Source organism: Stenotrophomonas maltophilia (assembly GCF_006974125.1).
Classification (GTDB): Bacteria; Pseudomonadota; Gammaproteobacteria; order Xanthomonadales; family Xanthomonadaceae; genus Stenotrophomonas; species Stenotrophomonas maltophilia_O.
The window spans coordinates 2945403-2958432 of record NZ_CP037858.1 but is presented as its reverse complement, the minus strand read 5'-3'; the positions used below and the strand labels follow the sequence as shown (position 1 = coordinate 2958432).

10 protein-coding genes and 4 tRNA genes are annotated in these 13030 nt (G+C 66.2%); 1 reads left to right on the top strand and 13 read right to left on the bottom strand.

Features of this window, described 5'->3' with window-relative positions:
* Positions 1-13: 13 nt before the first annotated feature.
* From EZ304_RS13390 to EZ304_RS13370, 5 genes are all read right to left on the bottom strand, one after another.
* Positions 14-89: transfer RNA gene (locus EZ304_RS13390), tRNA-Thr, on the bottom strand.
* 49 nt (positions 90-138) lie between these two features.
* A tRNA-Gly gene (locus EZ304_RS13385) sits at positions 139-212 on the bottom strand.
* 24 nt (positions 213-236) lie between these two features.
* Positions 237-322, bottom strand: a tRNA-Tyr gene (locus EZ304_RS13380).
* A gap of 137 nt (positions 323-459) precedes the next feature.
* Positions 460-1476: an isoaspartyl peptidase/L-asparaginase family protein gene (locus EZ304_RS13375; RefSeq protein WP_142807311.1), complete on the bottom strand. Its 1017-nt coding sequence runs from the start codon at positions 1474-1476 to the stop codon at positions 460-462.
* A 105-nt stretch (positions 1477-1581) separates the two neighbouring features.
* The gene (locus tag EZ304_RS13370) at positions 1582-2601 is read right to left on the bottom strand and encodes a cyanophycinase (protein WP_099551251.1); all 1020 of its coding nucleotides are present in this window, start codon (positions 2599-2601) and stop codon (positions 1582-1584) included.
* Positions 2602-2771: 170 nt separating this feature from the next.
* Here EZ304_RS13370 and EZ304_RS13365 point away from each other — a divergent pair, with 170 nt between their 5' ends.
* Positions 2772-5510 (top strand): TonB-dependent receptor plug domain-containing protein, encoded by a 2739-nt coding sequence (locus EZ304_RS13365; RefSeq protein WP_142807310.1) that lies wholly within the window; start codon positions 2772-2774, stop codon positions 5508-5510.
* 551 nt (positions 5511-6061) lie between these two features.
* Here EZ304_RS13365 and ychF read toward each other — a convergent pair.
* From ychF to EZ304_RS13325, 8 genes are all read right to left on the bottom strand, one after another.
* Positions 6062-7153 carry a redox-regulated ATPase YchF gene (gene ychF, locus EZ304_RS13360; protein WP_142807309.1) on the bottom strand — a complete coding sequence of 364 codons (1092 nt, stop codon included), beginning with the start codon at positions 7151-7153 and terminating at the stop codon, positions 6062-6064.
* 100 nt (positions 7154-7253) lie between these two features.
* Positions 7254-7832 carry an aminoacyl-tRNA hydrolase gene (pth, locus tag EZ304_RS13355; protein WP_008268208.1) on the bottom strand — a complete coding sequence of 193 codons (579 nt, stop codon included), beginning with the start codon at positions 7830-7832 and terminating at the stop codon, positions 7254-7256.
* Between the two features lie 48 nt (positions 7833-7880).
* Complete coding sequence (locus tag EZ304_RS13350; RefSeq protein WP_099551243.1) at positions 7881-8498, bottom strand: 50S ribosomal protein L25/general stress protein Ctc; 618 nt, start codon at positions 8496-8498, stop codon at positions 7881-7883.
* A 110-nt stretch (positions 8499-8608) separates the two neighbouring features.
* Positions 8609-9568 carry a ribose-phosphate diphosphokinase gene (locus tag EZ304_RS13345; protein WP_005415400.1) on the bottom strand — a complete coding sequence of 320 codons (960 nt, stop codon included), beginning with the start codon at positions 9566-9568 and terminating at the stop codon, positions 8609-8611.
* A 140-nt stretch (positions 9569-9708) separates the two neighbouring features.
* A tRNA-Gln gene (locus EZ304_RS13340) sits at positions 9709-9785 on the bottom strand.
* A gap of 11 nt (positions 9786-9796) precedes the next feature.
* Entirely contained in the window at positions 9797-10666 is an 870-nt protein-coding gene (ispE, locus tag EZ304_RS13335; RefSeq protein WP_099551244.1) for a 4-(cytidine 5'-diphospho)-2-C-methyl-D-erythritol kinase, read from the bottom strand.
* Positions 10663-11322: a lipoprotein insertase outer membrane protein LolB gene (lolB, locus tag EZ304_RS13330; protein ID WP_142807308.1), complete on the bottom strand. Its 660-nt coding sequence runs from the start codon at positions 11320-11322 to the stop codon at positions 10663-10665. Before lolB ends, ispE begins: the two co-directional genes overlap by 4 nt.
* Positions 11319-13004: a tetratricopeptide repeat protein gene (locus EZ304_RS13325; protein ID WP_185959183.1), complete on the bottom strand. Its 1686-nt coding sequence runs from the start codon at positions 13002-13004 to the stop codon at positions 11319-11321. Before EZ304_RS13325 ends, lolB begins: the two co-directional genes overlap by 4 nt.
* Positions 13005-13030 lie beyond the last annotated feature (26 nt).

Sequence of the window (13030 nt, the reverse complement as noted above, 5' to 3'; positions counted from 1 at the left end):
GTGATGCTTAAGATGGTGCTCACGAAAGGAATCGAACCTTCGACCTCTTCCTTACCAAGGAAGTGCTCTACCGACTGAGCTACGTGAGCCGAGTTTTGCATTATGACATGAACTCGATAATATTCAAAGTTCATTCAATGGAGCGGGAGACGGGAATCGAACCCGCACCATCAGCTTGGAAGGCTGAGGTTCTACCATTGAACTACTCCCGCGCCGGGAATGTCACAACGTGAAACTGGTGGAGGGAGGTGGATTCGAACCACCGAAGGCGTAAGCCAGCAGATTTACAGTCTGCCCCCGTTGGCCGCTTGGGTATCCCTCCTTACCACCCCATCCCGCTGCCGCCGAAGCGTTGCGGTGTGTGGTGGTGAGCCGCTTATTCTGCTGATGGGACGGGGGCCTGTCAACGCTTTTTTCCATCTTTTTCACACGTTGTCGCAAACCCATTGATACGCAAGGTTATTGCCCGGGGACCGGCAGGGTCTCGTTGGCGAAAATAGCGACATGAGGCACACCGTCGGCGCCGATCCAGCCCCGATACATGCCCAGGGTGTTGAACGGCGTGGCCATTTTTCCATCTGCGGCGAGCACGATCGCACCGCCATCGCCGCCCATCTGCGGGATCGTCTCGTTGATCACGCCCTTGCCGGCCTGCTCCGGGCTCTGCCCCTGGTAACGCATGCGCGCGCAGATCTCGTGCGCGGCCGCGGTGCGGATGTAGTACTCGCCCCAGCCGGTGCCGGACACCGCGCAGCGCGCGTCGGCCCAGGTACCGGCACCGATGATCGGCGAGTCACCCACCCGGCCGTAGCGCTTGTTGGTCATGCCGCCAGTGGAGGTGCCGGCGGCCAGCTGCCCCTGTGCATCCAATGCGACTGCACCGACGGTCCCGAAATGCTTTGCGGTCTCCAGATCGGCATGCGCCTGGCCGCTGGCCTCTTCCTTCAGTGCACGCTGCAGCTGCTGCCAGCGCTTGTCGGTGCGGAAGTACGACGGATCGACCAGGGTGATGCCCTGCTCCACCGCGAACGCCTCGGCGCCCTGCCCGACCATCATCACGTGCCTGGATTTCTGCATCACGGTCTGCGCCAGCAGGATCGGATTGCGCACCCGCTGCACGCCGGCCACCGCGCCGGCCGACTGTGTCGCACCATCCATCACCGCCGCGTCCAGTTCATTGCGGCCATCGTGGGTGAACACGGCGCCCTTGCCGGCATTGAAGGTGGGGTCATCCTCGAGCACGGTGATCGCGGCAGTGACCGCGGCCAGCGCGGGACGGCCGGCGGCCAGCTCGGCATGGCCCTTCAACAGGGCGGCCCGCAGCGCCTCGCGCGCCGCCTTCTCTTCGGCCGGCGACAGGTCCTTGCGCTCGACGCCGGCACCGCCGTGGATGACCAGCAGCGGCGCAGGGGCCGGTGCGGCCTGGGCGAGCAAAGGCAGTGACAGCAGCGCGGACAGCGCCAGGCGCAGTTTCATCGGGTACGTCTCCAGCAGAACGAGGGAATGGATTGCAGGGTAGTGCCGACCGCTGGCCGGCAGGGGGCGTATCGGGAAAGGCGAGTTGCCGGCCAGCGGCCGGCACTACCGAAGCGTGAACTCCATCTCGCCGTCGCTGACGTCGGCCACCGCCTGGTAGTCGGCCTCGGCCTGGAAATCGTCCAGGCGCATGCGGCTGCCACTGGCGACCACCGTCACCGGCACTGCATGGAAGCGCAACGGCTCACCTTCGACCAGGCGGTCCGCATCACGCCCGGGGCTGACCACCCAGACCTTGCCCTCGCCGTCGGCACTGTAGACCTGGGCCTGGCCATCCGGTTCGACGCAGAGGGCGGTGTCCTCGTCGACGCCGATACCGACGATGTCGGGGTCGCCGCTGTCCTGCGCGGCGCGTGCCACGAACACGATCAGGCGACCAAGCCGGTCACGCTTGTCGAAATGGGTGTCGGTGACCACGCGCTGCAGGTAGGGCATCTGCAGGAAGCCGCTGTCCATGGTCACCGCACTGCCCATCGGGTCGGCCAGCGCACCGGCGGAGGTGATGCTGCCGCCATCCATGGCGCCATAGGCATAGCCGCCGAGGATCGCCAGGCCAGCGCTGGTACCGGCGATCGGCTTGCCGGCGCGCACGTGGGCGTTGAGCGCGCGGTTGAGTGCGGTGCCCTTCCAGAAGCGGATGTAGCGCGACTGGTCGCCGCCGGCAATGAAGATGGCATCAGCGGCGGCGACCACCCGCAGCACTGCCGGATCGTCGGCACCGCGACGGCTGTCGAAGACCAGGGTCTGCACTGCGGTGGTGCCGCCGATCTCGCGGTACAGGCGGTCCTGCAGTTCGTCGCCGCCAGAGGCACGCAGGATCAGCACACGGCCATTGCCGGCCTGCTTCAGCCACCACTGGAAGGCGTCCGGCACCCACTCGCCACCGCCCATCAGCATCATCGCCGGCGCGCGCGGCCCGGGGCGCGGGGCCTCCAGATCGCCGACTTCGTAGTAGGCAAAGCCCGGGCCCTGCAGGTCCTGCGCGGGCGTGGCCAATGGCCAGGCCAGCACCAGCAGCGCCAGCCAGGCGAAGGGGCTACGCAGGGTCCGGTCGAGGCGTCGCATCTTGATCTCCCTGAACAAAATCGACTTGCAAGCGTTTTCACTCTTTGCCAGATAGGGACCCAGTAGTCAAGGACATAAAAAAGGCGTTAAATGCGCGCGCCCATTCCAGAAATCTGAATGGGGGACAGGGCCCCTCCTCTGCGGGCCGGCATCATTTTTGAGAATTCCTCATGCGTAGACAGGCGATGGCGTGGTCGATCCAGCTGGCGTTGATGGGCGTGGCTGCTTCCGCGGCGGCCCAGGCACCGGCTTCCTCTTCGGTTCAACAGCTGGACGCGGTGCAGGTCACCGGCTCGCGCATTCCGCGCGCCCAGGTGGAAGGCCCCGCTCCGATCACGGTGATCAATGCCGAGCAGATCCGCTCTAGTGGTTTCACCAGCGTGCCGGACGTGTTGCGTGCGATGACCCAGAACGGCGGTGAGACGCAGAGCCAGCAGTCTTCCAGTGGCGCCGACTTCTCGCCGGGCGCCCAGCAGGTGGACCTGCGCGGGCTGGGCCCGAACCACACGCTGGTGCTGGTCAATGGCCGCCGCATCGCCGACTTCCCGATGCCGTTCAAGGGCCGCAGCAACTTCACCGATGTCTCCAACATCCCGCTGGGGATGATCGAGCGCATCGAAGTGCTGACCGGCAGCGCCTCGGCCATCTACGGTTCGGACGCGATCGCCGGCGTGGTCAACTTCATCCTGAAGAAAAAGGCCGACGGCACCACCATCGACATGCGCATGGGCACCACCAGCGAAGGCGGTGGCGAGTCGTTCGACATGAGCCTGGCCAGCGGCTTCAGCCGCGGCAACTTCAACGCCGTGTACAGCGTAGAGCTGCAGTCGCAGACCCCGCTGTGGGCCTATGAGCGCGACATCCAGGATTCGACCCAGGACGGCCCCACCGAGGGTTCGCGCATCGCGCGCCGCGCTTATCTGCGCACCGACTACGACGACAACTACCTGGACCCGGGTGCCGCCACCTGCGAAGCCCTGGCCGGGCAGAACCAGGGCAGCACCTACCGCGCCTACCGTCCGAAGTACGGTTACTACTGCGGCAGCGACGCGTCGATCGGCTACGGCACCATCCTCAGCAAGCGTCGTGGTGCGAACGGCTACGCATCGCTGAGCTACGACTTCGACAATGGCCAGCAGTGGTTTGCCGACGTGCAGCTGGGCTACCACACGATGTCGCTGATGCGCGATGTCACCAAATGGGGCCGGATGGATGCCAGCGGCGACGAGTCGGGCTACTTCAACAACCAGGCCACCGGCGAGATCGAGTTCTGGCAGCGCCAGTTCTCGCCCGAGGAGATGGGCGGCCTGCGCAATGCGATGGTACGCAGCACGCAGAAAACCTTCAGCGTGACCACCGGCTTCAAGGGCAACCTGATTGGCAACTGGGACTACGAAGCGGCCCTGAGCCACTCGCAGTACCAGTCGCGGATCAGCTGGGCGCAGATCATCGCCGCCAAGGCCAATGACCTGTTCCTGGGCCCGCAGCTGGGTGTGGATGATGATGGCTTCCCGATCTACAACGCGGATCCGTCGCGGCTGTACCGGCCGCTGACCCGCGCCGAGTACGATTCGATTGCCGCACGCACCACCTATTCGCCGAAGTCGCGCACCGAGACGGCAGCGTTCACCCTGACCAACTCGGCGCTGTTCGGCCTGCCGGGCGGTGATGCCGGTTTCGCCGCGACCGTGGAAGTGGGCCAGCAGGCCTACGCGCTGAATCCCGATCCGCTGGCCACCCAGTATTACTACTACAGCTGGAAGGATTCGGACGGCCAGGGCTCGCGCAACCGCTGGGCGACCGCCGCCGAGCTGCGCATGCCGCTGCACGAGACGGTCAACCTGAGCGTGGCCGGCCGTTACGACCAGTATCGCTATTCGGGCCACACCATCGGCAAGGCGACCTGGAGCGGCGGCCTGGAATGGCGCCCGATCGACACCCTGCTGGTACGTGGTTCGTATGGCACGGCGTTCCGCGCACCGGACCTGCACTACGTGTTCGCCGGCCCCGGCAATGACGAGACCACTGCAGAGGACCTGTACAGCTGCCGTGCCGACGGCGCCAGCGACTGCTCCGACTACGAGCGCAACCTGATCCGCAGCCGTACCGGCAACCGCCAGCTCGACCCGGAAACCAGCACCTCGTGGAGCGCTGGCTTCGTCTGGTCGCCGGCGATCGGCCTGGACCTGTCGGTGGACTGGTTCGACATCGACATGCGCAAGCAGGTTCAGGACATGGATGTGCGCACCATCCTGGCCAACGAAGCGAACTGCCGGCTCGGCACTGCCGACATCAGCTCGCCGACCTGCGTGGATGCGCTCGACCGCATCACCCGCACCAGCGATGGCCGCCTGTACGGCGTGCGCGTGGCCCCGATCAACGTCGCCCGCGAGTCCACCTCCGGCATCGACGTCGGCCTGCGCTACCGCCTGCAGACCGGCATCGGCGACTTCATCCTCAATGGCACCCACACCTGGGTGAAGAAGCACGATTTCCAGCGCTACCCCGGCGATCCGACCCTGGACCAGTTCGCGGTCAACAGCGGATTCGACATCCCGCGCACCAAGACCAGCCTGAGCGTGACCTGGGAGAAGGACGCGTGGTCGGCCACGGTCTACGGTTCGCGCCTGGGCAAGCTGCCGACCTCGGACAACTACGACCAGTCGTTCGACTGGGAAAGCGGTGACAGCCCATACGTGAAGGCGACCTACCGCTACAACGCGTCGGTGCAGTACCGCTTCGACGACCATTCGCGCCTGTCGCTGTCGGTGGTCAACGTGTTCAACAAGATGCCGCCGAAGGACGCCACCTACACCGCGTACCCGTACTACGACGTGTCCTGGTTCGACAGCGTCGGCCGCACCATCAACCTGCAGTACACCCACAAGTTCGGCGGCAGCGCGCTGTAAGGGCACGCCGCACCTGGTAGATGCCCACCTTGGTGGGCACTGTTTCGCCGCGCGCCCACCAAGGTGGGCGACTACCAGAGCGGGCCACCCGGGGTTTTCCACACCACGCGTGGAGAGTGATGGGAACTTGGTGTGGACAAGTGGGTTCGAGCGTTGCGGTGCAGGCGTCTCCGGGCGTGGTGAGTTTTTGTCCACGCCTGCAATTGTTTTCCACACCCCGCGTGGAAAGCGATGGGAACTTGGTGTGGACAAGTGGGCGCGAGCATTGCACCGCAGGCGTTTCAGGGCGTGGTGAAAATTTGTCCACGCTGCACGGGTAGCCCTGTAGAGCCGAGCCCGAGCCGGGGATCAGCCGAACATGGGCTCGGCTCCACAGGACGCTACGCGGTTTTCCACATCCGGCGTGGAGAGCGATGGGAGTTTGCTGTGGACAAGTGCCGGCGAACATCACACCGCAAGCGTTTCGCAACGTGGTGTTTTTTTGTCCATCACCGGAAACGCGAACGCCCCGCGCAAGGCGGGGCGTCCAGGGTCGATCCGCTGCCGCAGGATCAGACGTTGAAGCGGAAGTGCAGGATGTCGCCTTCCTGCACCCGGTATTCCTTGCCTTCCAGGCGCAGGCGACCGGCTTCCTTGGCGCCGGCTTCGCCCTTGTACTTGATGAAGTCGTCATACGCGATGGTTTCGGCGCGGATGAAGCCCTTCTCGAAGTCGGTGTGGATGACTGCGGCAGCCTGCGGGGCGGTGGCGCCCTTGCGCACGGTCCACGCGCGGACTTCCTTCACTCCAGCGGTGAAGTAGGTCTGCAGGCCCAGCAGGCTGTATGCCGCGTTGATCACGCGGTTCAGGCCCGGCTCGCTCAGGCCCAGATCGGCCAGGAAGGTATCGCGGTCTTCGTCGTCGAGCTGGGACAGCTCTTCTTCGATCGCGGCCGACACCGGCACCACCTGCGCGCCTTCGGCGGCGGCGTGCGCGCGCACGGCCTCCAGGTGCGGGTTGTTCTCGAAGCCGTCTTCCAGCACGTTGGCGATGTACATCACCGGCTTCAGAGTGAGCAGGAACAGGTCACGGACCAGCGCCTTCTCTTCTTCGTCCAGGCCCACCGAACGTCCAGCCTTGCCGTCCGACAGCGCGGCCTGCAGCTTGGCCAGCACCGGCTTGCGCGCCACTGCATCCTTGTCGCCACCCTTGGCTGCGCGTTCGGCACGGTTCAGTGCCTTCTCGACGCTGTCCAGGTCGGCCAGCGCCAGCTCGGTATCAATGGTTTCGATGTCCGAGATCGGATCGACCTTGCCGGCCACGTGCACGATGTCGCCGTGCTCGAAGCAGCGCACCACGTGGGTGATCGCATCGACTTCGCGGATGTGCGCCAGGAACTTGTTGCCCAGACCTTCACCGCTGGCGGCACCGGCCACCAGACCGGCGATGTCGACGAACTCGACCGCGGTCGGGATGACCTTCTGCGGGTTGATGATCGCTGCCAGCTCGTTCAGGCGCGGATCCGGCACCGGCACGATGCCGACGTTCGGCTCGATGGTGCAGAACGGGAAGTTCGCCGCGGCGATACCCGCCTTGGTCAGCGCATTGAACAGGGTCGACTTGCCGACGTTGGGCAGGCCGACGATGCCGCATTTGATACCCATGGGTGACAGCTCTCTGGGGTGAAAGTGATTGGGGAAACAGCGACCTGGGCGCTGCTTTTCCAATCATTCTCCGTACCGACCAACGGTCGGTACCTACCATTCATTTCGGGGTGTGCAGCCGCTTCATCGCTTCGCTGAAATCGCCTTGTACCGCCAGCGGCATGACGTCGATCGCATCGTCGATGGCGCGCGCGATCAGCACGTCGTCGTCCTTCGACGGGCGGCCGAGCACCCAACCCACCACGCGGTCCTTGTGGCCGGGGTGGCCGATGCCCACGCGCAGGCGGTGGAACTTGCCGTGGCCGAGCAGGCGGATGGTGTCGCGCAGGCCGTTCTGTCCGCCGTGGCCACCGTCGAACTTCAGCCGCGCCACGCCGGGCGCCAGGTCCAGTTCGTCGTGGGCCAGCAGGGTTTCTTCCGGCTCGATCTTCCAGAACCGCTGTGCGGCGGTGACCGACTTGCCGCTGAGATTCATGAAGGTGGCGGGCTTGAGCAGCCACACCGTCTGCCCGGCGATCTCGACCTTGGCGGTCTCGCCGAACAGCTTGCTGTCCACATTCCATCGCGCACCGGCTTTTTCCGCCAGGGCCTCAACGAAATGAAACCCGGCATTGTGCCGGGTCCGGGCGTGTTCCGATCCGGGATTGCCCAGACCGACGATCAGTCGCAGTCCTGCCATGGTTCCTTCCAACACGGTGCCTGCCCGGAGGCAGGCACCGTAGCGGTATTACTCGGCGGCAGCCGCTTCTTCGTCAGCCGCGTCGACCTTGCCGGCCTTGGCGGTGACGATGGCGTCGTCGTGGTCCTTGCCCAGCGCCAGGGCCGGGATTTCCACGCCCTTCGGCAGCTTGATGTCGGACAGGTAGACGATGTCACCGGCCTTCAGCTCGCCCAGGTCGACTTCGATCGACTCCGGCAGGTCCTTCGGCAGGCAGCTGATGGTCACTTCCTTCAGTTCGTGGGCGACCACGACGTCGGCAGCCTTGCCAGCCGGCGAGGTGTCTTCGTTGATGAAGTGCAGCGGGACCGAAGCGGTCAGGGCTTCGTTCTCGTTCACGCGCTGGAAGTCCAGGTGCATGATCAGCTGCTTGTACGGGTGGCGCTGCATGTCACGCAGCAGGACCTTCTGCACCTGGCCGTCCAGGTTCAGGTCCAGGATCGAGGCATAGAACCACTCGTTCTGCTGGGCCAGCCAGATTTCGTTGTGGTCCAGGCTGATGGCGACCGGCTCGGCGTTGCCGCCGTACACGATGGCCGGGATCACACCAGCGTGACGCAGGCGGCGGCTCGCACCCTTACGCTGCAGTTCACGCTTGGTGACCTTGATTTCATGGGTCTTCGACATTTTCGACTACTCAGGTTGTTGCCTCGCCTTGCGGCGTGGCGGTTGAAGATGCTTCCGCGACCAGAAGCACCCGGGGTATGCCCCCGCCGTTGCCGGCGGGGGCGAAAAACTCAGTCGACGTACAGCGAGCTGACCGACTCGCCGAAGGCGATGCGGCGCATCGTTTCGGCCAGCATTTCCGCCACGCTCAGCTGGCGGATCTTGCTGCACACCCGCGCCGCGTCCTTCAACGGGATGGTGTCGGTCACCACCAGCTCGTCGAGCTGGGAATTGGTGATGTTGTCCACTGCCGGGCCCGACAGCACCGCATGGGTGCAGTAGGCGGCGACCTTGAGCGCACCGCGCGCCTTCAGGGCAGCGGCAGCGGCGCACAGGGTGCCGGCGGTGTCGACGATGTCATCGACCATCACGCAGGTCTTGCCTTCGACGTCACCGATGATGTTCATCACGGTGGAGACGTTGGCGCGCGGGCGGCGCTTGTCGATGATCGCCAGGTCGGCGTCATCCAGGCGCTTGGCCACGGCACGGGCGCGGACCACGCCGCCCACGTCCGGCGAGACGACGATCAGGTTCTCGGTGCCGTAGGCGCGCCAGATGTCGGCCAGCAGCAGCGGGGACGCATACACGTTGTCCACCGGAATATCGAAGAAGCCCTGGATCTGGTCGGCGTGCAGGTCGACGGTCAGCACGCGATCAGCGCCAGCGGTGCTGAACATCTTGGCCGCCAGCTTGGCGGTGATCGGCACGCGCGAGGAACGCATGCGGCGATCCTGGCGCGAGTAGCCGAAGTACGGCACCACGGCGGTCACGCTGGCCACCGATGCGCGCTTGAGCGCGTCGATCAGCACCAGCAGTTCCATCAGGTTTTCCGCGCTCGGCGCGCAGGTCGGCTGGATCACGAACACGTCCTGCTTGCGGACGTTCTCTTCGATCTCCACCTGCACTTCACCATCGGAGAAGTGCGAGACCAGCGCCTTGCCCGGGCGAACCCCCAGTTCCTTGCAGATGTTCTGCGCCAGACGTTTGTTGGCGTTGCCGGAAAAGACCAGCAGGTTCGGGGACTCTTGCATCATGATTGTCTCGGGCGGGGACGAGTGGCGGGGATCCGGAGTCGGCAAGGACCCTGATGGACCCTTGCTGCTGACAACACCGCGGCTGTTTCCACGTCCCGCGCAGGCAATGCGCTGGAAGGCGCGGACACAGCCGCTATTGGCAGGGGCGGTAGGATTCGAACCTACGAATGCCAGGATCAAAACCTGGTGCCTTGGGCCTCTTGGCGACGCCCCTGCATTGATAAATCAGTGTTGCTCGAGTGCATCCAGCAGTGGCGAACGCGCAACGCCCGCTGCCACCCTTGCCCGCAACTCCTTCGGCAACTTCGACCGTCCCTGCTCTGCGGCAGACTGCGATGCGAACTCGACGAAACAACCACTTCCCGAACCGGTCAGCCGCGCGGACCCGATCTTGCTCAACGCGACAAGCGCCGCCTCTACGGCAGGCTCGCGGCGGCGCAGCACCGGTTCGAACGCGTTCCCGACCAGGGTCCCGGAAGCGAAGTCCTCTATTTTCGCAACTGGGCTGTCGCGCGTCAAATCCGGGTCTGCGAACAGGGCCGGGGTGGGAACATGAACACCCGGTTCGACCACCACGTACCAAGCCGGGCCCAGGGTGATCGGCTGCAGGCGCTCGCCCACGCCTTCGGCCCAGGCATTGCGGCCGCGCACGAACACCGGCACGTCCGCGCCCAGACGCAGGCCCAGCGCGGCCAGCGCATCCTCGTCCAGACCGGCCCGCCAGAGCCGGTTCAGCACAACCAGCACGGTGGCCGCATCGGAGGAACCGCCGCCAAAACCACCACCTGCAGAAACGTTTTTTTCGACGATGATGTCGACACCTTGCGCGACATTGACCGCCTCTTTCAGCAGCTTCGCTGCGCGCACGGCCAGATCGTCGGCCTCGGCCACGCCCGCCAGGCCGTCCCCCTGCCGGCGCACCTGGCCGTCCTCACGCAGGCGCAGGCCGATGCGATCCCCCCAGTCCAGCAGGCGGAATACGGTCTGCAGTTCGTGGTAGCCGTCGGCCCGGCGGCCGGTGATGTGCAGGAACAGGTTCAGCTTGGCCGGGGCCGGCCACCAGGACCAGCCCGCGCCGTCGACTGCCCCACTCATGGGGTGCCCTGCCCCCACTGGTCCACCAGCAGGCGTACCTTGGCGTCGCCATTGCTGGCCTCGATCCGGCGTGGCACCGCCGGGCGCCCAGCCTCGGCTGGGTACCAGTCCAGATACTGCACCTGCCAGCCCATTTGCTGCATGCGACGCGGCCGGCCTTCACCGTCGCGTTCGACCTTTTCCGGACCAGCAGCATCACCGGCCACCAGGCCACGGATCCACGCCGGCAGCTGGTTGACCGGAATGTCCCAGCCAGTCGCCTCCAGCAGCAGCTGCTGGGCGTCCTCGCCGTCACGCGGCCCGCCGGCCAGTCCTTCCAGGCGACCGGCTTCGGAATGGGTATCGCCGGTCAGCTTCCAGCTCTGCCGGGTCACCGGCGCGCTCAGCTCGACCACATAGCGGCGCCCTTCCTGCTTCCAGTCGATGCGACCGCTGCCGCCGTCCTTGCCCTTGCTGACCGCGACCCGGCCCTGGAAAGCCCAGTCCGGCTGCGCGTGCAGCGCGGCCACGCGCGCCGCCTCGGCCTGCGCCGCTTCGGCCGAAACAACCTCGACCACCGCCGGCGCCGGGCTCTTCTGCGTGCCCACGCTGGTACAGGCGGTCACCGCCAGGGTCACGGCCGCCAGCAGCAGCGGCCGGATCAGGGAAACACTCATGGATTGAATTTCTCGCGGGCGCGCAGCAGCGCGCGGTTTTCAGGATCGAGCTTGGCCGCTTCCTCGAAGAAATGGCGGGCCTCGTCATGCTTGCCCAGCACCCACAGCACTTCGCCTACGTGGGAAGCGATCTCCGGGTCCTTGGCCAGGGTCCATGCCCGGCGCAGCTGCACCAGCGCCTCTTCCTTGCGACCCAGGCGATACAGCACCCAGCCATAGCTGTCGACGATGGCGGCGTTGTCCGGTTCGGCCACGCGGGCGCGGTCGATCAGCTCCAGCGCTTCCTGCAGGCGACCGGTGCGATCGGCCAGGGTGTAACCCAGCGCGTTCAAAGCCGGCACGTTCTCCGGGTCGGTCACCAGGATCTTGCGCAGATCGGCCTCGGCGCGCGGAATGTCGTCGCGGCGTTCCCAGGTGAGCGCACGGGCGTACAGCAGGCCGTTGTCATCCGGGTAAGCGGCCAGGCCGCGGGCCAGCGCATCCAGCTCCCCGGCACTGTCGTCGGCGCGCTGGCGCAGTTCGGCTTCCAGCAGGTAGGCGTCGCGGCGCACGTCGTCGTCAACCACCGCATCGGACTGGATCGCGTGCACTTCATCCAATGCCTGCGGCAGGCGCCCGGCCAGGGCCTGGGCGTTGGCCGCGCGCAGGCGCGCCTCACTCAACTCATCGCCACCGGGCACGCTGTGGTACCACTGCACGGCCTCGGCGTAACGCTTCAGGTACTCGGCGATCTTGCCCAGCAGCAGGCGCTGCGCCGGGTCCGGCTTGGCCGCCTGCCGCGACAGCTCGTTGTAGAGGTTGGACAGCGCGGCCTTGTCACCCTGCTTGGCCAGCAGCGAGGCACGCATGCCCCAGGTCTGCACGTCCTGCGGGCCGAACGCCAGCACGCGTTCGGCGGCGGACGGCTGGCCGAGGCTGTCATAGGCAATGGCCACCGCATTGCGCAGTTCCGGGTCCTGGCGGGTCTTCGGCTCCACATCGTGCAGCAGCGACAGCGCCTTGCCGGTCTCCCCGGCCTGCTGCAGCTGGCTGGCACGCAGCAGCGCCACGCGCGGTTCTTCCGGGAAACGCTTGACCACTTCATCGATCATGCGCCGCGCCAGGTCGGGCTTGTCCATGCGCAGGGCAAGGCGACCGAACTCCTGCCAGGCCTCGATCTTCGGCGGAATGGCGTTGGCCTCGACCAGCTCGCCCAGCACCTGCGCGGGCACCGCCGGATCGCGGCCACCGCCGATCAGGGCCGCCAGGGCGAACTTCCAGCCGCGCTCGTCGGGGTCGGCCAGCAGGCCCTGCAGTTCGGTGCGGGCAGCCTTCACATCGCCCTGGCGCATGGCCAACGCACCGGCCGCACTGCGCAGGGTCAACGAGCGCGGGGCCCGCTGCTGCCACAGGGCCAGGCCCTTGGCGGCGCTGGCATCATCGTTGGCGAGCATGGAAATGCGGGTCGCGCGCTCGGCCAGGCCGGCGTCGCCGTCGGTCTGCTGGGCGGCCTGCAGGTACCAGCGCGCCGCCTCGGCCAGCTTGCCGGCCTGCAGGGCGAACTCACCGGCCATCACCGGTTCCAGCGCCAGTTCCTCAGTGGCCGGGGCCCGTACGGGGGCCTTGGCCGGCACCGCCGCCAGGGCCTGGCTGCAGGCCAGGGACAGCAGCAGAACACTGGGGATGCGAATCAATGCGGGCATCGTCGGCATCGGGGCCTTAAAATGTC

Excerpts from the sequence above, each read along its gene's own strand:
- EZ304_RS13375 (WP_142807311.1), bottom strand. The coding sequence starts at position 1,476 with ATGAAACTGCGCCTGGCGCTGTCCGCGCTGCTGTCACTGCCTTTGCTC.
- EZ304_RS13370 (WP_099551251.1), bottom strand. The coding sequence starts at position 2,601 with ATGCGACGCCTCGACCGGACCCTGCGTAGCCCCTTCGCCTGGCTGGCG.
- EZ304_RS13365 (WP_142807310.1), top strand. The coding sequence starts at position 2,772 with ATGCGTAGACAGGCGATGGCGTGGTCGATCCAGCTGGCGTTGATGGGC.
- ychF (WP_142807309.1), bottom strand. The coding sequence starts at position 7,153 with ATGGGTATCAAATGCGGCATCGTCGGCCTGCCCAACGTCGGCAAGTCG.
- pth (WP_008268208.1), bottom strand. The coding sequence starts at position 7,832 with ATGGCAGGACTGCGACTGATCGTCGGTCTGGGCAATCCCGGATCGGAA.
- EZ304_RS13350 (WP_099551243.1), bottom strand. The coding sequence starts at position 8,498 with ATGTCGAAGACCCATGAAATCAAGGTCACCAAGCGTGAACTGCAGCGT.
- EZ304_RS13345 (WP_005415400.1), bottom strand. The coding sequence starts at position 9,568 with ATGCAAGAGTCCCCGAACCTGCTGGTCTTTTCCGGCAACGCCAACAAA.
- ispE (WP_099551244.1), bottom strand. The coding sequence starts at position 10,666 with ATGAGTGGGGCAGTCGACGGCGCGGGCTGGTCCTGGTGGCCGGCCCCG.
- lolB (WP_142807308.1), bottom strand. The coding sequence starts at position 11,322 with ATGAGTGTTTCCCTGATCCGGCCGCTGCTGCTGGCGGCCGTGACCCTG.
- EZ304_RS13325 (WP_185959183.1), bottom strand. The coding sequence starts at position 13,004 with ATGCCCGCATTGATTCGCATCCCCAGTGTTCTGCTGCTGTCCCTGGCC.